The organism is Streptomyces sp. NPDC055506 (assembly GCF_053643595.1).
In genome coordinates, this window is record NZ_JBSHKH010000138.1 from 1 (window position 1) to 21,755 (window position 21,755).

Annotated in this window: 15 protein-coding genes and 1 riboswitch; of the genes, 6 read left to right on the forward strand and 9 right to left on the reverse strand. The window is 71.7% G+C overall.

Translation table 11 applies throughout. The annotated features are described in order from the left end of the window. The 6 genes from sucD to ACWIF2_RS34325 all read right to left on the reverse strand — a co-directional run. On the reverse strand, positions 1–869 hold an 869-nt coding region (gene sucD, locus ACWIF2_RS34300), incomplete at its 3' end, for a succinate--CoA ligase subunit alpha (RefSeq protein WP_454364793.1). 21 nt (positions 870–890) lie between these two features. After that, on the reverse strand, positions 891–2,069 hold the full coding sequence (gene sucC / locus ACWIF2_RS34305; RefSeq protein ID WP_352101270.1) for an ADP-forming succinate--CoA ligase subunit beta: 1,179 nt from the start codon (positions 2,067–2,069) through the stop codon (positions 891–893). 506 nt (positions 2,070–2,575) lie between these two features. Beyond that, positions 2,576–3,631: a hypothetical protein gene (locus ACWIF2_RS34310; RefSeq protein ID WP_454364794.1), complete on the reverse strand. Its 1,056-nt coding sequence runs from the start codon at positions 3,629–3,631 to the stop codon at positions 2,576–2,578. 223 nt (positions 3,632–3,854) lie between these two features. Continuing rightward, on the reverse strand, positions 3,855–5,018 hold the full coding sequence (locus ACWIF2_RS34315) for a VWA domain-containing protein (RefSeq protein WP_454364795.1): 1,164 nt from the start codon (positions 5,016–5,018) through the stop codon (positions 3,855–3,857). Positions 5,019–5,157: 139 nt separating this feature from the next. After that, positions 5,158–7,536, reverse strand: coding sequence for a DUF5682 family protein (locus ACWIF2_RS34320; protein WP_454364796.1), 2,379 nt, complete (start codon positions 7,534–7,536; stop codon positions 5,158–5,160). Positions 7,537–7,587: 51 nt separating this feature from the next. Further along, positions 7,588–8,706: an ATP-binding protein gene (locus ACWIF2_RS34325; protein ID WP_382489507.1), complete on the reverse strand. Its 1,119-nt coding sequence runs from the start codon at positions 8,704–8,706 to the stop codon at positions 7,588–7,590. Between the two features lie 145 nt (positions 8,707–8,851). On the opposite strand from ACWIF2_RS34325, the gene ACWIF2_RS34330 reads away from it, so the two are divergent. Together ACWIF2_RS34330 and ACWIF2_RS34335 are read left to right on the forward strand one after the other, a co-directional pair. After that, positions 8,852–10,207: an SWIM zinc finger family protein gene (locus tag ACWIF2_RS34330; protein WP_454364797.1), complete on the forward strand. Its 1,356-nt coding sequence runs from the start codon at positions 8,852–8,854 to the stop codon at positions 10,205–10,207. A 133-nt stretch (positions 10,208–10,340) separates the two neighbouring features. Next, entirely contained in the window at positions 10,341–12,080 is a 1,740-nt protein-coding gene (locus ACWIF2_RS34335) for a DUF5691 domain-containing protein (protein ID WP_454364798.1), read from the forward strand. A gap of 167 nt (positions 12,081–12,247) precedes the next feature. Here ACWIF2_RS34335 and ACWIF2_RS34340 read toward each other — a convergent pair whose 3' ends face one another. Next, on the reverse strand, positions 12,248–12,664 hold the full coding sequence (locus ACWIF2_RS34340; protein ID WP_454364799.1) for a cobalamin B12-binding domain-containing protein: 417 nt from the start codon (positions 12,662–12,664) through the stop codon (positions 12,248–12,250). Between the two features lie 476 nt (positions 12,665–13,140). On the opposite strand from ACWIF2_RS34340, the gene ACWIF2_RS34345 reads away from it, so the two are divergent. Together ACWIF2_RS34345 and ACWIF2_RS34350 are read left to right on the forward strand one after the other, a co-directional pair. Then, complete coding sequence (locus ACWIF2_RS34345; protein ID WP_454364800.1) at positions 13,141–14,007, forward strand: esterase/lipase family protein; 867 nt, start codon at positions 13,141–13,143, stop codon at positions 14,005–14,007. A gap of 97 nt (positions 14,008–14,104) precedes the next feature. Continuing rightward, positions 14,105–15,778, forward strand: a complete 1,674-nt coding sequence (locus ACWIF2_RS34350; RefSeq protein ID WP_454364801.1) for a M23 family metallopeptidase — start codon at positions 14,105–14,107, stop codon at positions 15,776–15,778. Positions 15,779–15,868: 90 nt separating this feature from the next. On the opposite strand, the gene pcrA is transcribed toward ACWIF2_RS34350, so the two are convergent. Next, entirely contained in the window at positions 15,869–18,343 is a 2,475-nt protein-coding gene (gene pcrA, locus ACWIF2_RS34355) for a DNA helicase PcrA (RefSeq protein WP_454364802.1), read from the reverse strand. Between the two features lie 304 nt (positions 18,344–18,647). After that, positions 18,648–18,806, forward strand: a riboswitch (cyclic di-AMP (ydaO/yuaA leader). Between the two features lie 8 nt (positions 18,807–18,814). Between pcrA and ACWIF2_RS34360 the strand changes: the two genes are divergently transcribed. Together ACWIF2_RS34360 and ACWIF2_RS34365 are read left to right on the forward strand one after the other, a co-directional pair. After that, positions 18,815–19,987, forward strand: coding sequence for an NlpC/P60 family protein (locus tag ACWIF2_RS34360; protein ID WP_454364803.1), 1,173 nt, complete (start codon positions 18,815–18,817; stop codon positions 19,985–19,987). 76 nt (positions 19,988–20,063) lie between these two features. After that, positions 20,064–21,080: an SLAC1 family transporter gene (locus ACWIF2_RS34365; RefSeq protein WP_454364804.1), complete on the forward strand. Its 1,017-nt coding sequence runs from the start codon at positions 20,064–20,066 to the stop codon at positions 21,078–21,080. Here the strand turns inward: ACWIF2_RS34365 and ACWIF2_RS34370 are convergent. Beyond that, positions 21,058–21,411 (reverse strand): hypothetical protein, encoded by a 354-nt coding sequence (locus ACWIF2_RS34370; protein ID WP_454364805.1) that lies wholly within the window; start codon positions 21,409–21,411, stop codon positions 21,058–21,060. The genes ACWIF2_RS34365 and ACWIF2_RS34370 overlap by 23 nt on opposite strands. Positions 21,412–21,755: the final 344 nt, after the last annotated feature.

Below are 21,755 nucleotides of genomic sequence, written 5' to 3' on the forward strand. Positions count from 1 at the left end.
GCGCGGGCCAGCTTCGCCGTCTCGGTCGGCGTCTTGCCGACCTTGACGCCGGCGGCCTCGAGGGCCTCCTTCTTCGCGGCGGCCGTGCCGGAGGAGCCGGAGACGATGGCACCGGCGTGGCCCATGGTCTTGCCCTCGGGCGCGGTGAAGCCCGCGACGTAGCCGACGACCGGCTTCTTCACGTTCTCCTTGATGAAGGCCGCGGCCCGCTCCTCGGCGTCGCCGCCGATCTCACCGATCATCACGATCAGGTCGGTGTCGGGGTCGGCCTCGAACGCGGCGAGCGCGTCGATGTGCGTGGTGCCGATGACCGGGTCGCCACCGATGCCGACGGCCGAGGAGAAGCCGATGTCACGCAGCTCGTACATCATCTGGTACGTCAGCGTGCCCGACTTCGAGACCAGGCCGATGCGGCCCGGCTTCGTGATGTCGCCCGGGATGATGCCGGCGTTCGACTGGCCCGGGGTGATGAGGCCGGGGCAGTTCGGGCCGATGATGCGGGTCTTGTTGCCCTGCGACACGGCGTAGGCGTAGAACGCGGCCGAGTCGTGGACGGCGATGCCCTCGGTGATGACGACCGCGAGCGGGATCTCGGCGTCGATGGCCTCGACGACGGCGGCCTTGGCGAAGGCCGGCGGGACGAAGAGGACGGATACGTTGGCGCCCGTCTTCTCGATCGCCTCGGCGACCGTGCCGAAGACCGGGATGTCGTTGCCGTCGATGTCGACCGACGTGCCCGCCTTGCGGGGGTTCACGCCACCGACGATGTTCGTGCCGTCGGCCAGCATGAGCTTGGTGTGCTTCATGCCCGTGGCACCGGTCATGCCCTGGACGATGACCTTGCTGTCCTTGTTGAGGAAGATAGCCATGGCTGTTTAGTCCCTCGTCCCTTACTTCGCAGCCGCGAGCTCGGCGGCCTTGTCGGCCGCTCCGTCCATGGTGTCCACGCGCTGCACCAGCGGGTGGTTGGCATCGGAGAGGATCTTGCGGCCCAGCTCCGCGTTGTTGCCGTCCAGACGGACGACCAGGGGCTTGGTGACTTCCTCGCCCTTGTCCTTGAGCAGCTGCAGCGCCTGGACGATGCCGTTGGCGACCTCGTCGCAGGCGGTGATGCCACCGAAGACGTTGACGAAGACGGACTTGACGTCCGGGTCGCCGAGGATGATCTCCAGGCCGTTCGCCATGACGGCGGCGGAGGCGCCACCACCGATGTCGAGGAAGTTGGCGGGCTTGACGCCACCGTGCGCCTCACCGGCGTACGCGACGACGTCCAGGGTGCTCATGACGAGACCCGCGCCGTTGCCGATGATGCCGACCTCGCCGTCGAGCTTGACGTAGTTGAGGTTCTTCTCCTTGGCGGCGGCCTCGAGCGGGTTGGCCGCGTCCTTGTCCTGGAGGGCCTCGTGCTCCGGCTGACGGAACTCGGCGTTCTCGTCGAGGGAGACCTTGCCGTCGAGGGCGATGACGTCACCGGAGGCGACCTTGGCCAGCGGGTTGACCTCGACCAGGAGGGCGTCCTCCTCGACGAACGTCTTCCACAGGGTGACGAGGATGTTCGCGACCTTGTCGGCGACCTCGGCCGGGAAGTTCGCGGCCTCGACGATCTGGCGCGCGACCTCGGGGGTCACACCCACGTTGGCGTCGATCGGCGTCTTGGCGACGGCCTCGGGGCGGGTCTCCGCCACCTCCTCGATCTCCATGCCGCCCTCGACGGACGCGATGGAGAGGAAGGTGCGGTTGGCACGGTCCAGGAGGAAGGAGACGTAGTACTCCTCCACGATCTCCGGGGCCGTCTCGGCGATCATCACCTTGTGGACCGTGTGGCCCTTGATGTCCATGCCGAGGATGTTGGTCGCGTGCTCGACCGCCTCGTCGGTGGTCGCCGCCAGCTTCACGCCGCCGGCCTTGCCACGGCCGCCGACCTTCACCTGGGCCTTGACGACGGACTTGCCACCGAGGCGCTCGGTGGCTGCGCGGGCCGCCTCAGGCGTGTCGATGACTTCACCGGCCAGCACCGGTACATCGTGCTTGGCGAAGAGGTCCCTCGCCTGGTACTCGAACAGGTCCACGCGCTTCCGTCCCTATCAGTGATCTCGCGGTTCGTTGTCTGCGTGGGCGTGCCGCGAGGGCAACGTGACGTCCGCCGTCTGTCAGTCACAAGGGAGGCGCACACGGTGTCCGAGCGCGCGGCATGTCCGTCTCGCAGGTTATCGCTGCTTGCATGAGGCCCCTAAATCGAGGGTCACACCTGAGCGGTGATACCTGTCACATGATGCCGTGCTCTCTGGCACAGCGTGCCTGGGGTGAGGGGCCTCACCGGGCTGGGGTAAACCCGGTGAGGCCCGCCGAACACCCTCGAAGGAAGACAAAGGCCCACTTCAGGGCCCTGCTCTCCGGGGGGCGGGTCGGTCGGTCCCCACCCCAATGGGGACCGGCCGACCTCATCCACGAGGTTTCGGCCTCGGACCGTCGACGGCTTTCGACCGTCCGGGCGTGAGGGCTCGCGGAGTCTCAGGGGAGGAGCGCGCCCCCGCGCGCCAGATCGGTACGGCGGAGGAGCGGTGGTCTGCCTCAGCTAGCCGGGAAAGACGGGGATGTCCCGGTGACTGTCCCGGGTACCGGCCACGCAGGTGCGGGCGGCGACACCGCACACGAGGCTCATCATCGGAGCCCGGCTGCTCGGCGTGACGGCATGCGCGTCGCCGTGACGCGGTGTGCCGTGATCGGCCATGGAACGGTTGCACAGTGTGCCGTCCGGACGCCCTCCGGGCATGTGACCGACCGGGGCGGCGCCTCCGACGCTCGCGGACGCTCCGACGTGAACTGCGCGTCTGAGGTGGTGCGCGCGGCCGTGAGCTGTGTGGTCATGGGCTGCGCGGTCGGCGTGTGGGGCGCGGAACTGGTCGCCGTGCGGGCCATACGGGCCGGACGGGCTGTGCGCCACGGGGGTCGCCTCCCCGGTCGGGGCCGGGGTCGGGGTCGGGGTTACAGGGGCGACAGGAGTGTCGGCCGGCTGCGGGTCGACCGTGACGGGCGCGGTCGCGGGCAGGGGGTGACTTGGGAACGCCGGGTAGCCGGGGAGGCCGGGCTGAGCGGGCGATCCCGGGACCGTGACGTCACCATCGGGCGGAGTCGACGGCGCGGGCGGCACCGGCAGCCCGGGCAGGTCCGGCAGCGCCGGCGAGTCGGGCACGGCCGGGAGGTCGGGCAGGGACGGCAAGCCAGGGAGCACGGGCACGGATGGTGCCTTCGGCGGTACTGAGAGGGTCGGCAGGTCCGGCAGGTCCGGCAGGTCCGGCAGCGAGGGGGCCTTCGGAGGTACGGGCAGTTTCGCCTGCGCCTTGACCAGCTCCCCGCTTACCGACTTCCTCGCGTCAGCCACCACTCGTACGACGCGGTCGGCCGAAGCGTGCACGTCGGTGCGAACCAGCGGCCTCTGCCCGCTGACCGACCGCCCGGCCGCACTGTCCGCCGACATCCGCAGACCGTCCGCCGCATACGCCCGCTCGCCGCACAGCAGCGCGATGACGAGCACCCCGCCCACCAGCAGCGCCACTTGGAGCGCACGCCGCCCGGCCGCCGTGCGCAGCACGCGCACAGCGGCATCGGGCAGGGCTGCTGACGAGGTCAAGAGGGGGAGCTTCCTCCCGTGCGACGGAACAAGTGCGGAACGCATCACGCGTCACGGGCAGCGAGTCGGCACAACGCGGCACTGCCCGGCGCGGCGCGGCGCCCTGCCGAGCAGGCGCTGATCCTCGCACGGGAGTGCGGAGGTCGCGCAAGCCCCTCTCTATTGATGGCCAGTCATATCCGTTTTGCCGAACCGAATCGGACGATGACGCGTCGACAAATCGTCACACCGCGTCCGGTATCGGCAGCGGCCGCTTCTCGATCGCCGCCGCCATCACCTCCGGGAACAGATCGGGCGTGCAGGCGAACGCCGGTGCCCCCAGCGCGGCGAGCGCGGCCGCGTGCTCCCGGTCGTACGCCGGTGCCCCCTCGTCCGAGAGCGCCAGCAGCGTCACGAACTGCACCCCCGAGGCCTTTATCGCCGAGACCCGCTTGAGCATCTCGTTCCGGATGCCCCCTTCGTAGAGGTCGCTGATCAGCACGACGACCGTCTCGGTGGGCCGGGTGATCTGCGACTGGCAGTACGCCAGCGCCCGGTTGATGTCCGTACCGCCCCCGAGTTGCGTGCCGAACAGCACGTCGACCGGGTCGTCGAGCTGGTCCGTCAGGTCGACTACCGCCGTGTCGAAGACGACGAGTCGCGTGGAGATCGTCCGCATCGAGGCGAGCACCGCCCCGAACACCGACGCGTACACAACCGATGCCGCCATGGATCCCGACTGGTCGATACAGAGGATGACCTCCTTCTTGGTGGACTGGGACGCCCGCCCGAACCCGATGAGCCGCTCCGGCACGATCGTTCGGTACTCGGGCAGGTAGTGCTTGAGGTTGGCCGCGATGGTGCGGTTCCAGTCGATGTCGTGGTGGCGGGCCCGGTTGATACGTGCGCTGCGGTCGAGGGCGCCGGTGAGGGTGGCCCGGGTGCGGGTGGCGAGCCGCTTCTCCAGGTCCTCGACGACCTTGCGCACGACGGCCCGTGCCGTCTCCTTCGTCGTCTCCGGCATGGCCTTGTTGAGCGACAGCAGCGTGCCGACGAGATGCACGTCGGCCTCCACCGCCTCCAGCATCTCCGGCTCCAGCAGCAGCGTGGCGAGACCGAGCCGGTCGATGGCGTCGCGCTGCATGACCTGCACGACGGAGGACGGGAAGTACCTCCGGATGTCCCCGAGCCAGCGCGCCACGGACGGTGCCGAGGCTCCAAGCCCCGCCGAACGGTCCCGGCCCCCTTGCGGCCTCTCCCCCTTTCCGTAGAGCGCGGTGAGCGCCCCGTCCATCGCCGCGTCCTGCCCCGACAGGGCGCATCCGGTGCCGTCCGCCGCGTCGCCCCCGAGCACCAGCCGCCACCGCCGCAACCGCTCTTGCGCCGGGTCCGTCACCTCGGTCGTCATCCGTGTCCTCCCCCGCGACGCCGCTCCCACAGCGGGATCACGGGCACGGTCGTCGTCGGCCGGCGCTCCGCCCGGGGCCCGTCGCCGATGCCGTCCGCCGCTTCCGTCCTCGGAGCCGGCTTCCTCGGTCCTTCGGTCGTCATCCCGTCACCCCCGCCAGGTCGTTACCGGTTCTCTCATCCACCTCGTCCAGCCCGAGCAGCAGCCGGACGACCGGCAGCACGGCATCCGCGCGTGCCGCGTCGAGCTCGGCCGCGAAGCCGGGTATGCCGGAGCCGGCCGCCGCCGGACCGCCCCCGGCCCCCGGCCCTCGCCGGACCAGCTCGCCCAAGGTCCGGCGCACCCCGGGCTCGTACGCCGAGAACGTCCGCCGCAGCAGGGGCAGCACGTCCGTGAAGGCCTCCGCCGGCACGCCGGTCAGCCAGGCGTCGACCAGCCCCAGCAGCCGCTCGTCGTGCACCAGGAGCATCCCGCCGCCGGAGCCTCCTCCGACGAAGCCCTCGATCCACGCGGCCGCGTCCGCGGGCGGTGTGCCCGGTGACAGGACGAGCCCCATGAGCAGCGCCGCCTCGTCCTGCTCCAGCTCCCCGTCGTCGAGCAGGAGCCGCACCGCCCGGCCCCGGATCACCCCGGGCACGGTGTCCCGTCCGCACAGCACCCGCAGCACCGACTGCCAGCGGCCTCGCAGATCGCCGTGTCCCGTCGCGGGTGCGTCGCCCAGGAGCCCCACGGCCCCGTGGACGGCGTCCACATGACGCCGCATCTCCTCGGCGGCGTCCGCGTCGAGCGCGGCGCAGGCCGGGGGCAGACCGACGAAGACCCGCTCGGCCAGGCCCGCGGCGACCTCTCCCAGGGCCCCGGTGTGCGTGCCGCGCACATCGCCGTAGCGCAGGGAGCGGACCAGGGCAGGCAGCGCCTGGGCGAGATGGCCGACGTCCGTGTCGAGGGCCGCCCGGTCGGCGAGGATCCGCATCACCGTGGGCAGGGCGTCGGGCAGTTCGGCCAGCAGGCAGCGCTCGGCGAGCGCGGTGACGTCGGCGAGGCCTTGCGCGGCGACCCCGTCCGCCTGGGCCTTCGCGGTCGCGGCGGACAGTACGGTCGTCCCCCATACACCGGCCTCGGCGACCCGCACCGACAGCTCGGGCTCCCAGCGCAGCCGCCAGGTCTCCCGGAACGTGCCCGTGCTGCCCCGCGAGGCGGCCGGTTCGCCCCACGCGACTCCGAGCAACCGCAGCCGGTGCAGCAGCCTGCTGCGGCCGGCGTCCGTCTCCTTGCGCAGGTCGAGCTCCAACTCCCGCTCCAGCGCCTCCGGCTTCAGCCGCAGCCGGCGCTGGAGCCGGGCGAGGTCCCGCTGCAACGGAACCGCCGGCGCCGTCGACGGCACCTCCCCCAGCACGTCCCCCACGACCAGCCGGTCGTGCACCAGCGCCAGCGGTACGTCCGAGCCCTCGCACATCACCGCCCGCACCGCGTCGGTCGTCTCGCTCAGGCCGGGCAGCGGACGGCCGCGCATCGCCGCGAGCGTCTCGGCCAGCCGCACCGCCTCGATGACATGCGCGGAGGAGACGATCCGGTCCTCGGCGCGCAGCAGCCCGGCCACCTTGGTCAGCCACCGCTCGACCGGCCGGTCCGGGGCGCTGAACAGATGCCCGTACCAGCCCGGCGACTCGATGCCGGCCCCGTATCCGCTGATCCGGGACAGCCTGCGGTGGGTCCACGGCACCCAGGTCATGTCGGTCTTGACCTTGGGCAGCCCCTTCAGCAGCGCCTTGTCGGCGGCGACGGTCGTCTTCTGCCGCAGGGCGGGCACGTGCCAGGCCCCGCAGACGACGGCCACGCCGTCCTCGAACTCCCGCTGCGCGGCCCGGACCTGGAGCCGCATATAGGCCTCCCGCACCAGGTCCCGGTCGTGTCCCCCGACGCCGTAGGTCTCGCGCAGCGCCCCCATGGCCTCCTCGAGCACGGTGAACGGCGCGAGCGCGTCCCCCTTGCCCGCGCCCCGGTGCTCCACGACGTCCTCCCACCACCGCTCCGGATCGTCGTAACCGGCGGTCTCGGCGAGCACGCCGAGCGGATCGATCCGCGGGTCGGCGGGTCCGGGGCCCGAGTCGCCGTGGCTGTCGCCCTCTCCGTCGCCGTCGGTCCCCGTCGCGTCCTCCTGCCTCCCCCAGGCCAGCGTGTGCGTGGCCGGCAGGTCGATGAAGCGGGCCGGGACGTCGTGCGCCAGGGCCCAGCGGATGGCGACCCACTCCGGGGAGAACTCGGCCAGCGGCCAGAACGACGAGCGGCCCGGTTCGTCCACGGCATGGGCGAGCAGCGCGACCGGAGGCCGCATCTCCTCGTCGGCGGCGAGCGGGATCAGGGCATCGGCCTCGGGCGGCCCCTCGATCAGCACGACCCGCGGCCGGGCCTCCTCCAGCGCAGCCCGCACCGCCCGGGCCGACCCCGGCCCGTGATGCCGCACCCCGAGCAGCAGCGGCCCGGCCCCCCGGCCCTCAGCCTTCTCCACGCCTGTCACGCCAACCCCCTCCCCTCCACGCGCACCTCTGACGGCCCCGCCCCGTACCGCTCACACGCTCACCTCACGGCAGGCCCGGTAGAAGTCCTTCCAGTCGTCGCGCTCGCGGACCACCGTCTCCAGGTACTCCTGCCAGATGACGCGGTCGGCCGCCGGGTCGCGGACCACCGCGCCGAGGATGCCCGCGGCGACATCGCTCGGCCGCAGCACGCCGTCGCCGAAGTGGGCCGCCAGGGCGAGTCCGTTGGTGACGACGGAGATCGCCTCGGCCGTGGACAGCGTGCCGCTGGGCGACTTCAGCTTCGTCCGGCCGTCGGCCGTGACCCCGTCGCGCAGCTCCCGGAAGACCGTGACGACCCGGCGGATCTCGTCGAGGCCGTCGGGCGCGGCCGGCAGGTCCAGGGAGCGGCCGATCTGGTCGACGCGGCGCGAGACGATGTCGACCTCGGCGTCGGGGCTCTCCGGCAACGGCAGCACCACCGTGTTGAAGCGGCGGCGCAGGGCGCTGGACAGGTCGTTGACCCCGCGGTCGCGGTCGTTGGCCGTGGCGATCAGGTTGAAGCCGCGGACCGCCTGCACCTCCTGGCCAAGTTCCGGTATCGGCAGCGTCTTCTCCGACAGGATCGTGATCAGCGTGTCCTGCACATCGGCCGGGATGCGCGTCAGTTCCTCGACGCGGGCGGTCATGCCGTCGGACATCGCCCGCATGACCGGGCTGGGCACGAGGGCGTCACGGCTCGGGCCGTGGGCGAGCAGCCGCGCGTAGTTCCAGCCGTACCGGATGGCCTCCTCGGGGGTGCCGGCGGTGCCCTGGACCAGCAGCGTGGAGTCACCGCTGACCGCCGCGGCGAGGTGCTCGGACACCCACGTCTTCGCCGTGCCGGGCACGCCGAGAAGGAGCAGGGCGCGGTCGGTGGCGAGGGTGGTGACGGCGACTTCGACGATGCGGCGCGGGCCCACGTACTTCGGTGTGATCACCGTGCCGTCCGGCAGCGTGCCGCCGAGCAGGTAGGTCGCGACGGCCCACGGCGACAGCTTCCAGCGGGCCGGGCGCGGGCGGTCGTCCTGCGCGGCGAGTGCGGCGAGTTCGCCGGCGAAAGCGTCCTCGGCGTGCGGCCGCAGCGCCTCGGCACCGTCGGTCTGCGACGTCGGTTCAACGGACACAGGCATGGCTGAGTCCCCCTCCAGCTCGGCGGGTTCGGATCTGGGTTCCACGTTGCACCACACCACTGACAATCCGTTCTGACCTGCGAAAACGTCCTGCCGGAGCCGCTCGCGGACCCGATTGTCAGTGGTGGGACCTACCTTCGATCGCATGACTCAGCAGGGGGTGCGCTGGACGGCGGACCAGGTGCTGGCACTGGCGCCTGACACCGCGTCACGCAAGGCGGGAAGCAAACTCGGCGCGGCGGGGCCGTGGTCCGAGGCGGGGAGTTCCGACGAGGGGACGGTGTGGGGGCTGTGCAAGGGCAGCGGAAGCAAGCCGTATCAGACGATCGTGGACATCGCGGACGCCTCCGGGCCCGCGTACAAGTGCAGTTGTCCGAGCCGCAAGTTCCCGTGCAAGCACGCTCTCGGGCTGCTGCTGCTCTGGGCGGGCGGCGACGGAGCGGTGCCGCCGGGGCAGGCGCCGGAGTGGGCCGGGCAGTGGATAGCGGGGCGGCGCAAGCGCGCGGAGGAGAAGAGTTCGGGAGAGAGCCCGGCTTCGCCGTCCGGGTCCGCTGATCCGGAGGCGGCGCGGCGCCGAGCGGAGCGGCGGGCCGAGCGGGTCACGGCGGGTGCGGTGGAGCTGGAGCAGCGTCTGGCGGACCTGTTGCGCGGCGGCCTGGCGGCAGCGGAGCAGTCCGGCTACGGCCTCTGGGAGGAGACGGCGGCCCGCATGGTCGACGCCCAGGCGCAGGGCCTTGCCGCGCGGGTGCGGGAGCTGGGGGCGATCCCGTCCACCGGTCCGGGCTGGCCGGTGCGGCTGCTGGAGGAGTGCGCGCTGCTGCATCTCCTCGGCCAGGGCTGGCTGCGTCGCGAGCGGCTGCCGGACGGCCTCGCCGCCACGGTCCGTTCCCGGATCGGCCTGCCGGCCTCCCCGGACGGCCCGCCGGTGCGGGACAGCTGGCTGGTGCTCGCCCAGTACGACACGACGGACCCACGCCTGACGACCCGCCGGATCTGGCTGCACGGCGCCGGCTCGCACCGCACCGTGCTGCTCCTCTCCTACGGCGCCGCCGGCCGCGCCCCGGAGCCGGCGCTGCCGGTGGGCCTGACCCTCGACGCCGAGATGTCCGCCTACCCTGGCGCCGGGCAGCTGCGGGTGGCCCTGGGCGAGCAGTTCGCACCGCCCACGCCCACGGACATACGTCCGCCGGGGATGACGACGTCGCAGGCGGCGGCCCGTTACGGCGACGCCCTGCGCGACGATCCGTGGCTGGACTCGGTCCCGGTGACGCTGGACCGGGTCGTCCCCACCCCGGACGGCGGCTCCTGGCAGTTGGCGGACGCCGACGAGGACGCGGCGCTGCCGCTCACTCCCGCCGCGCGTTCCCGGCCCGGCCTGTGGCGGCTGGTCGCCCTGTCGGGCGGTGCCCCGGTCAGGGTCTTCGGCGAATGCGGCCACCAGGGCTTCACTCCCCTGACGGCCTGGCCCGAGGGCCCGGGCGACGCGGTGGCGCTGTGCTGAACCGACGGCGATGGACGGGTCTTTCCGGCCCGACCCGCCCTTCCCGCAAATCAACGCATCTTTCAGGCATCACGGGACAACCGATGAGGGTGAGCCTTCAACCACTCCCGGGCGCCCCACGGAAAGGAAGCTCATGACCAGTACCACCGCTTCTGTGGACGCGCCCGCCACCAGCGCCTGGGAGGGGCTTGTCACCACGGCGCTGCTGGGCACGGACCGGCGCACCCCGCCGGGCTCCGGGCCGGGCCCGGAGGCACCGGTGGCGCTCCTGGACGCGGCGGCGACTCAGACCGTGCGACGCCGGGCCGGTCTGCGGCCGGCGCGGGCGGCGGAGCGCCCGCAAGCGGCCCCGGAGGACCCCCGTCCGCCGCTGCCGCCCGCGGCGGCCCGCAGACTCGCGCTGCTGCTGGCCGACCGCCCCGGCGCGTCCGGCGGCGGCCGCCGGGGCGCCGCGCCCGATCTGGTGGAGCTGCTGCCCCAGTGGCTCGCGGGGGCCAACGCCCGTGGCTTCGCACCGCCTCCGCACGCGCTTCCCGCGCTGCTGGACGCGGCCCGGGGGCGTACCGACCTGCGTCCGGCGGTGCTGGAGTTCGCGGGGCCGCGGGCGCTGTGGCTGGCGCGGCTGAACCAGGACTGGCGGTTCGCCCTGCGCTCGGCCCCGGGCGGTGGGGCGGCGCTGCCGCACACCGATGACGACGACCGGATTCAGCAGCTGTGGCAGGAGGGCCTGTTCGCCGAACGGGTCGCTCTTCTCTCCGCCCTGCGCTCCCGCGAACCGGCCGCCGCACGGGAACTGCTCGCGACGACCTGGTCGACGGAACGGGCCGAGGACCGGCTGATGTTCCTCGACTCCCTGCGCGCGGGCCTGGGCCCGGACGACGAGCCGTTCCTGGAACAGGCGCTGGCCGACCGCAGCCGCAACGTCCGGGCGACGGCGGCGGAGCTGCTGTCGGCGCTGCCCGGCTCGGCGCTCGCCGCGCGGATGGCGGTCAGGGCGGAGGCGTGTCTGGCCATCGACCACACGCAGACACCGCAGACACCGCAGACACCGCAGACACCGCAGACACCGCAGTCCGCACAGGCGGCTCCGACCGCCCAAGCCGCCCAGCCCCCTCAGGCCGCCCAGCGCCCTCACTCCCCTCAGCCCACACCGACGATCGCCGTCGAAGCACCCCACGAGTGCGATCCGGGCATGGAGCGCGACGGCGTCGTGGCGAAGGCCCCGGCAGGACGGGGAGAACGGTCCTGGTGGTTCGGCCAGTTGCTGGAGGCGGCACCGCTCGGGACCTGGTCGCGGCGGCTGGGCGGACGGACACCCCGGGAGATCGTGGCGCTGCCGGTGGCGGACGACTGGCAGGGCGAACTGCACGCGGCATGGTGCCGGGCGGCGGTGCGCCAGCGGGACGCCGAATGGTCGCGCGCGCTGCTGGGCGAGCCCTCGGCGCCGGAGGCGGGCGGCCCGGGCGCGGTGTCCCTGGCCGAACGCGCCAAGCTGCTCGGCACGCTGGGCGCCGCCGAACGGGCCGAGTGGGTGGCCGGTTTCATCGCGACGCACGGCCTGTCCGAGGCCTTTCAGCTGCTCGGGGTGTGTGCGGTGCCGTGGTCGGGGCCGCTCGGCCGGGCCGTGGTGGACGCGCTCAACATCGCTCGGGACGCAGGGAGTTATCCATGGAGTTTCAGCGGAGTCATGGGCCTGGCCGAGCGCTGCCTCGACCCGTCCGAGGCCGGTCGCCTCGACGCCCTGCTGGCCGTACCGGACGAACCGGAGAACGCGTCACCCGGAGCCGGCGGCTACTGGGCGGAGGCCTTCCAGCGCCTGGTCACGACCCTGCGGCTGCGCGCGGCGATGGCGGAGGAACTGGGCCTGTCGTAGGCCCGCGAGTACCGGACGACTACGCGTGGAACCGTCCCCGGTCGACAACAGGCCCACCAGGCACGACACCGGAACCGGCACCGAAACCGACCTCGCCCCCGGTCCTGCCCTCGAGCCCGGCCCCAACCCCGGCCAGCCGAAGCCGCCCCGGCCGAACCGCCGGAGGCCTACGCCCCGGCCGGCTGGCGTGCGTTCGTCCGGACCCACTCCACGATCGACGTCGTCGTCGCGCCGGGCGTGAAGATCTCCGCGACGCCCTTCTCCTTCAGCAGGGGGATGTCCGCCTCGGGAATGATCCCGCCGCCGAAGACCAGGATGTCCGCCGCGTCCCGCTCCCTGAGCAGCTCGATCACCGCCGCGAAGAGCGTGTTGTGCGCGCCGGAGAGGATGGACAGCCCGATCGCGTCGGCGTCCTCCTGGATCGCCGTGTCGACGATCTGCTCGGGAGTCTGGTGGAGCCCGGTGTAGATGACCTCCATACCGGCGTCACGCAGGGCCCGTGCGATCACCTTGGCCCCGCGATCGTGGCCGTCGAGCCCCGGCTTGGCCACCACCACGCGGATCGGACCGGCTGCCACACCCATCACTGCCTCCATGAAGCGAATACATCCATCCGTACCGACAAGTACCGCACACATCGGGCACGCAGTACACGCCGCACCGCACGGACACCCCGCCCCGCATCGTCCGGGCAAGTGAACGAACGTTATCTCCAGGATCCCGCAACCGGCAGTTTCGCACTGCAGACCGAGGGGGAAATCACACGGTGGGACAAGCGCAAGGGGAGCCGCGACGAAGTCGCCGTACCGCCGCCGCACCCACCACGCACAGCGGCGGTACGGCACTTCGGCGAAGACACGCAGGGCAAGCACCGCAGGTTCGGCACGCACCGCACGCAGGGGATCACTGGCGCCACACACGCCACACGCCTCACTCAGGCCCCACGGCACACGCGGCTCGGGCCGCTCACATGGTCATCGCCGGCCGTCTTCGCAGCATCTTTCCACGAGGGCACACGGGGGGCGGAGCCGTCCTTCCATGTGCCGACAGGAGGTCGGCCATGAAGGTCACCGGGGCTGCTCTGCCCTTTCTTCCGTTCTGCCGGAGCCTGCTGCCGAGCCGGCTGACGGGACTCTCCCTGGCACTTCTGAAGGCCACCGCCCTGGAGATCGCGATCCTGGCCGGGCATCTCCTCCTCTACCCCTCCGGCATCACCCAGGAGCGACGGGTCCCCGCCCCGGCACTGCCCCCGCCGGACGGTGCCGCCCAACTGCCCACGGAGGCCAAGCCCCCGGTCGTCCTGCTGCACGGCTTCATCGACAACCGCTCGGTCTTCGTCCTGCTGCGGCGCAGCCTCGCCCAGCACGGCAGGCAGCAGATCGAGTCCCTCAACTACTCGCCGCTGACCTGCGACATACGCGCCGCGGCCGAGCTGCTCGGCCGGCGCATAGAGGAGATCTGCGAGCGAACCGGGGCCGGGCGGGTCGATGTCGTCGGGCACAGCCTCGGCGGCCTGATAGCGCGTTACTACGTGCAGCGGCTCGGCGGTGACGCCCACGTCCGGACCCTCGTCACCCTCGGCACGCCGCACTCCGGAACCCGAGTCGCGCCCTTCGCGGACGCGCACCCCATCGTGCGCCAGATGCGCCCCGGCTCACCGGTGCTCGAGGAGCTCACTCGGCCCGCCCCTGACTGCCGTACGCACTTCGTCAGCTTCTGGAGCGATCTGGACCATGTGATGGACCCGCTGGAGACGGCCCGCATCGACCATCCCGATCTGACGGCGCAGAACGTGCTCGTGACCGGCATCGGCCATCTCGCCCTGCCCGTGCACCCCGCAGTCGCCAACGGAATACGGCAGGTCCTCGACACGGCCCACCCGGGTGAACCGTCCGCCCATCACACCGGCGGCCTCACGGTGGCCTGACACCGGACCCGACGGTTGCGCGCTTCGTGTCGAAACGTCGAACAAACTTCGAACACAAAGCCAAACCCGCGCCCGCCGTCCGCCAAAACACGGCCGAATGCCCGTTTCATGCGCGCGCGAAACCTGCCGAAGATTGTCGTGCCCGCGTACCGCCGGGTACAGTCGCCGCACTGCTCTGGCAGCCCCTGTTGTCGAGGCGAAAGAGAAGTTGGTGAACGACCGTCACCCGTCGGGGACCATGACCCCGGCTCCGGCTTCCGAGGCCGACTCGGCGCATTACGCGTCGTACGGCACGCAGGAAGCCCAGTACGGCGACTTCACCACGTACGGCGACTACGCCGCCACCGGTTTTGACGCCACCGGCGCCCACCCGGCCGGTACGAACGGCGCCGGTTTCGACGCCACCGGGCACACCACCGCGACCTTCGCCAGCGACCCCCTCTTCGGCGACATGCCGGGCAGCGGCTCCGATACGGGCGCGTACGACAGCGGTCACTGGCCCACGGGCCCGCACGAGAACCCGCACTACGACGCGTACGCGGCCCAGCACCACGCCGCCTACGACACCGGTGTCTACGACACGACCTCCTGGGCGGCCCAACAGCAGCCGCTGTCGGTCATCCCGCCGCAGGCCGGATCCCCCGACGCCACCGGCCAGTGGGACACCGGCGCCTGGCTCCAGCCCGACCAGTCCGGCAATCCGGCCGACCAGACCCAGCAGTGGGAATGGGGCACGCAGGCCTTCGACACCGGCACCTACGACGCCACGCAGTGGAACTCCGACGGCTCCGCCGCGCCGTCCCCCGACGGGTACGAGCAGCAGGCGGACGCCTTCCACCAGCACGAGACGGCGACGTTCGAGCAGATCGAGACCGGCTACGACGAAGTCACCGGGGCCGGCTACGACGACCCCGCCGCGGACGGCGGTGAGCAGGCCGCCACCGGCGAACTGCCCACCGTCACCCCGCTTCTGGACGGTCAGGAAGAGGTCGGGCCCCGCACCGCCGCACGGGCGGCCTCGCGCGCCGGGTCCCGATCCCGCCGCCGCACACCTCCCAAGCGCTCGGCGCTGCTGACCATCGCGGTGCCCTCGGCGTGCGTGATGGGCGTCGCGGGGATCGCCGCCGCGTCCGTCGGCAGCCTCACCGAGGACAGCGCCGCGGAGGCGCAGACGACCGCGGCGGACGCGCAGCCGGTGCAACCGGCCGCGGCCAACAACAAGCTGGACACGCAGTTGCAGAGCCTCTCCGCCGGAGCCGACGACTTCGCCGACCGGGCCAGCCGTACGCAGGAACGTATCGACCTCAAGGCTCAGCAGGCCGCCGAGCGGAAGCGGGCGGCGGAGGAGGCGGCCCGCAAGGAGCGCCTGCGCCCGAAGTTCGCCGTGCCGGTCGCCCGCCACGGACTCAGCGCCCAGTACGGCCAGTCCGGCATCAACTGGATGTCCCTGCACACCGGCATCGACTTCCCCGTCTCGTACGGCACGACGGTGATGGCGGCGACCGACGGCACCGTCCGCACCCAGTGGAACAGCGCGTACGGCAACATGCTGATCCTGACCGCGAAGGACGGCACGGAGACGTGGTACTGCCACCTCTCCACCTACACGGTCCCCTCCGGTACGAGCGTCAAGGCGGGCGATCCGATCGCGCGCTCGGGCAACTCCGGCAACTCGACCGGCCCTCATCTGCACTTCGAGGTGCGTCCGGGCGGCGGCTCGCCGATCGACCCGCTCCCGTGGCTGCGCAGCCACGGCGTCGACCCGACGTAACGACCCGGCAGCCGGTCCGGCCCCCGCCCGTTCAGCCTCCGCCGGTCCGGCCGGCGGAGGCTCACCTCACAGGACTATCGCCGCACCGGCCTACAGCTTCTCCACCGGCGCGTACCGCAGCAGCAGCCGCTTCGGCTTGTCCCCGAAGTCGATCGTCGCCTCGGCGTTCGCGCCCGTGCCCTTGACCGCCACGACGGTTCCGAGCCCGAACTGGTCGTGCGTGACCCGGTCCCCGACCACGAGCGACACCACCGGCTTCTCGGCGGTGCGGCGTGTGGCGAAACCGGAGGCGCCCGACGCCGACGAACGTGAACGGGACGACGACAGCGAGGCCGCCACCGCGGAGACCGGCCCTGAGGACGCGGGTGCGGTCGCACCGGTCCGCTTCCACTCCAGGTGGGTCGGCGGGATCTCCTCCAGGAACCGGGAGGGCGGGTTGTACGAGGGCTGGCCCCAGGCGCTGCGCAGGGTGGAGCGCGTCAGATACAGCCGTTCCCGCGCGCGGGTGATGCCCACGTACGCCAGGCGCCGCTCCTCCTCCAGCTCCTTGGTCTGGCCGAGGGCGCGCATGTGCGGGAAGACGCCGTCCTCCATGCCGGTCAGGAAGACGACCGGGAACTCCAGGCCCTTGGCGGTGTGCAGGGTCATCAGGGTGATGACGCCGTCGCCGTCCTCCTCGTCGGGGATCTGGTCGGAGTCGGCGACCAGCGCGACCTTCTCGAGGAAGTCCGCCAGGGTGCCCTGTTCCTCCTCGCCGCGCTCCTGCTCGAACTCCATGGCGACGGCGGCGAGTTCCTGGAGGTTCTCGATCCGGGTCTCGTCCTGCGGGTCGGTGGAGGCCTGCAGTTCGGCGAGGTATCCGGTGCGCTCCAGGATCGCCTCCAGCACGGTGGCGGGCCCGGCGCCGGACTCGACGACCGTACGGAGGTCCTCCATCAGCGTGTTGAACCGCTTGACGGCGTTGGTGGAGCGCGCGGCCATGCCGTACGCCTCGTCGACGCGCTTCAGTGCCTGCGGGAAGCTGATCTTCTCCCGCTGGGAGAGGGCGTCGATCATCGCCTCGGCGCGGTCGCCGATGCCGCGCTTGGGCACGTTGAGGATCCGGCGCAGCGGCACCGAGTCCTCCGGGTTGGCCAGCACGCGCAGGTAGGCCAGGACGTCCCGGACCTCCTTGCGCTCGTAGAAGCGGACGCCGCCGACGACCTTGTAGGGCAGGCCGACGCGGATGAAGATCTCTTCGAAGACACGGGACTGGGCGTTGGTGCGGTAGAAGACGGCGACGTCGCCGGCCTTCGCCTCGCCCGCGTCGGTGAGACGGTCTATCTCGTCGGCGACGAACTGCGCCTCGTCGTGCTCGGTGTCGGCGACATAGCCGGTGATCTGCGCGCCCGTGCCCGCGTTGGTCCACAGGTTCTTGGGGCGGCGGGATTCGTTGCGCTCGATGACCGCGTTGGCCGCGCTGAGGATCGTCTGGGTGGAGCGGTAGTTCTGCTCCAGCAGGATCGTCGTCGCGTCCGGGTAGTCCTCCTCGAACTGGAGGATGTTGCGGATCGTCGCGCCGCGGAAGGCGTAGATCGACTGGTCGGCGTCACCCACCACGCACAGCTCGGCGGGCGGGACCTCCGCCTCGGGCGGGACGTCGACGGGGTGCTCGGTGGTGCCGACGAGCTCCCGGACGAGGGCGTACTGGGCGTGGTTGGTGTCCTGGTACTCGTCCACGAGGACGTGGCGGAAGCGGCGGCGGTAGTGCTCGGCGACGTCCGGGAAGGCGCGCAGCAGGTTGACCGTCGTCATGATCAGGTCGTCGAAGTCGAGGGCGTTCGCCTCGCGCAGCCGCGACTGGTACATGGCGTAGGCCTGGGCGAGGGTCTTCTCGAAGCCGTCGCCGGCCTGGGCGGCGAAGTCCTCCTCGTCGATCAGCTCGTTCTTCAGGTTGCTGATCTTGGCGCTGAAGGACTTCGGCGGGAAGCGCTTGGGGTCGAGGTCCAGGTCGCGGCAGACCAGGGCCATCAGCCGCTTGGAGTCGGCGGCGTCGTAGATCGAGAAGCTCGAGGTGAAGCCGAGCTTCTTGCTCTCCCGGCGCAGGATGCGGACGCAGGCGCTGTGGAACGTCATCACCCACATGGCGTTCGCGCGCGGGCCGACGAGCTGCTCGACACGCTCCTTCATCTCGCCGGCGGCCTTGTTGGTGAAGGTGATGGCGAGGATCTGGCCCGGGTGGACGTCCCGCTCGGCGAGCAGGTGGGCGATGCGGTGCGTGAGCACACGGGTCTTGCCGGAGCCGGCGCCGGCCACGATGAGCAGCGGGGAGCCGGAGTGTGTGACGGCGGCGCGCTGGTTGTCGTTCAGCCCCTCCAGGAGCGCGGCGGCGTCCACCGGCGGGCGCGCGGCGCCGTCCCGGTAGTAGGCGTCGCGGTCCGGCGGCACGTCGAACTTCCCGCCGAACAGATCATCCGGAACGGGCTCCGGCACATGATCGTCCTCGGGCGGCGGCGGGGGCTCGTCCGCGGGGCCCCGCTGGGCCTGGAGGTCCGCCAGGAAGCTGTCGTCAAAGAGGCTGCTCATCGCTCTCCGAGTCTAGGGCGCCCCACTGACAGCCCGCCGCCGCCCTGAGAACATCGCCGAAAGGACCCCCCTGTCACCCTCCAGGTGCACGTGATCACAGGCCGCTACGGCCTTCACAATTACGCATGAACAGTGACCAACCCCCCTCGAACGATCACTCTCGGCGATGCTCATGAGCAAGGTCACGGAAATGTATCGGGCATATCACCCATCAACCTTCACAAGGGCCACACGAGTTGGCTACCGTGCGAGGAGGTCACACGACCCCCACCGGCGAACGTCGCCGGGCCGCGTGGCCTCCGCCGAGTCAGGCGTGCCGCAGCGGCAGCCAGAGCCGGGGACCCAACCGAGACCCCGGGGTGAATCGGCCCGACTCCTTTTCCGGAGACGGCCGTAGGGCAACCCTTCCGAACCACCCGCCCGAACCCGACAGCTAACCCGGTAGGCGGAGCATGGAAGGAGTCGCCTCCCTTGGCGTCGCACCGCAAGTCGCGTCCTACGGGTTCGCGCGTTGCAGGCATACGGACCCCCGCCCTCGCGACGGCGGCCCTCACCTCCGTGGCCCTGCTGTCCCAGTCGGCCAACGCCGCCCCCGAGGCCGACGACAAGCCCAGCCTGGAGGAAGTCGAGAAGAAGGTCGACGACCTCTACCGCCAGGCGGGGTCCGCGACCGAGAAGTACAACGGCGCCAAGGAGAAGACCGCCAAGCAGCGCAAGCGCGTCGACACTCTCCTCGACGACGTCGCGAAGCGCACCCAGAAGCTGAACGAGGCGCGGGAGGAGCTGGGCACCTTCGCCGCCGCCCAGTACCGCACCGGCGCCTCCACCCCGGACACGGCGACGTTCCTGCTCGCGGACACCCCGCAGGACTACTTCGACCAGACCCAGCTGATGGACCGGATGACCGGCCGTCAGAAGGTGGCGGTCGACGACTACATCACTCAGCAGTCAGAGACGATGGAGAAGCGTCAGGAGGCCGCTGAGAGCCTCGAGACGCTCACCGAGTCGCAGGGCGACCTGAAGACGGCCAAGGCGACCGTCCAGAGGAAGCTCGCCGACGCCCGCGAGCTGCTGTCGAAGCTGACCGCCGAGGAGAAGGCGCGGCTCGCGGCGATCGAGAAGGAGAAGCAGGAGGAGGCCGCCCGCAAGGCCGCCGAGCTGGCCCGGCAGCAGGCCGAGCAGCAGAGGCAGCAGGAACAGGAGCAGGAGGCCGCCCAGCAGCAGGACAGCGGCTCCTCCTCGACGGGTTCGTCCTCGTCGTCCACCGCGCCCGACTCCTCGTACGCCACCAAGGCCGACAAGGCGCTCGCCTTCGCCCGCGCCCAGATCGGCAAGCCGTACGTCTGGGGCGCCACCGGCCCCGGCTCCTACGACTGCTCCGGCCTCACCCTGGGCGCCTGGAAGGCCGCCGGGGTGACCCTGCCGCGCACGACGTACGACCAGGTCAACGCCGGCACCACGGTCCCCCTGGCCGACGCTCAGCCCGGTGACCTGGTCTTCTTCTACGACGATGTCACCCACGTCGGCATCTACATCGGCAACGGCATGATGATCCACGCTCCGAAGCCCGGCACATACGTGCGCGAGGAGTCGATCTACTACGACGGCGAGTCGTCGATCCACAGCGTGGTGCGGCCGGCCTGACGGGTCTCGCAGGTTTTTGGGACCCCGCGCGCGTGGCCTGCCCGTAACGCGCGCGGGGCCTCCTAGCATCGGCCCCATGCCCGGCCACTCCCCCTCCGTCGCCTGGTGGGCGCAGCGTGCTCCGGCGGCCAGTGCCGCCGTGCTGGCGACCGGGACCCTGTCGGTCGGTCTGGATCTGGCCGGGTACGAGGTCCTCTCACGCATCACCCTCGGCCTGGCCTGCGCGGCCTGGCTGCTGTTCGCCGCGGACTTCACCCTGCGGCTGCTGCGGGCCGGGACCAGGTGGCGGGCGTATACCCGCAGGCCGGGCGTCCTCGAGAGCGTGATGACGACCGCCCTCACCACCGTGGCGGCGACGGCCGTCCTGGGCGCCGCCTTCTCGGCGGCCGGCTCCCAGGCTCTGGCCGTGACGCTGCTGGTGCTCGCCGTACTGCTCTGGCCGGTGCCGCTCGTCCTCGTCCCGCAGGGCGGGGAGCGGCGCAGGCCGGGGTCGGTGTTCGCGCGCTGCATGGCCACGCAGGGGCTCGCCGTGCTCGGCGCCACGCTGGCCGCGGCCGAGTCGGCGGACTGGCTCGCGCACGCGGCGCTGGTGCTGTTCTGGCTGGGGCTGGTGCTGTACGTCCTCGCCCTGGTCCGTTTCGATGTGCGCCAAGTGGCCGAAGGGGTCGGCGATCACTGGCTCGCGGGCGGGGCGCTCGCCCTCTCGGCGCTCGCCGGGGCGCGGCTGATCAGCGCCGACAGCGCGCGTCTGTACCTGTGGAACGAAGACGACCGGGACGTCCTGCGCACCGTGACCGTGGTGCTGCTCGTGCTCGCGCTGGTCTGCTACGCCGTCCTGCTCGCCGCCGAGTTCCGGTGGCCCCGGCCCCGCCATGACGTCCGCCGCTGGGCGACCGTGTTCACCTGGGCCAAGACGGGGACGGCGGCACTGGCCGTCGCCGTCGCCCTCGACGTCTCCTGGCTGGACGGGTTCGGGGAGGCGCTGCTGTGGATCGCGGTGGCCGCGTGGCTCGTGGCCGCCGCGTGGACGGCCGCCTCGGTCCGCTCCGGTGCGCCGCCCGGCCGGCGGGTCAGGTCCAGAGCACGGCGATGAAGACATTCGCCGTGGTCAGCAGGCCGACCAGGCCGAACAGGCCCTTGTCCACCTTCTCCTCGTCCCGTTTCACATAGACCAGACCGAGGATCACGATCAGCAGGGCCAGCTTCACGCCGATCTTGATGTTGTTCACGGACTGGTCGTCGGCCTGGTTGAGGCCGACCAGGATCACACCGGTGACCAGCATCGTCAGCGCGCCGTGCAGCATCGCCGGGGTGTAGCGGGCGGTGCCCTCGCCTATCGCCTTCATCTGGGTGAGAAAGCCGCCCAGGAGCGAGGCGATGCCGATGATGTGGAGGCCGACGAAGAGGTGGATGAGTACGTCCATGAGGCCGGAGCCTAATCAGGGGGTCCGATCCGCCCGGCACCGGCCCACCGATGCATATATGCGCCCCATAGCACCCGATCACCGTCACTCGCCCAGGATTCGACGCATCGGTCATCACGCTGAGTAAAGGCGACGACGCCGAGACGGGATCAGGGTCGCATACGGTCACCGTCGGTCCTCTCGGGACAGCTCGGGACAGTTCCGCGCACCGCCCACGGGCCCGCCATGGCGAGGTTTAGCGTCCTCCTCCAGGTGACCGGCTCCCCACCGCCGCCCGGGCCAGGGGCGGCAGTCGGGCACCACCGCCAGAAGTCCGGCGGCGGCCCGCTTCCCCTGTGCGGGCC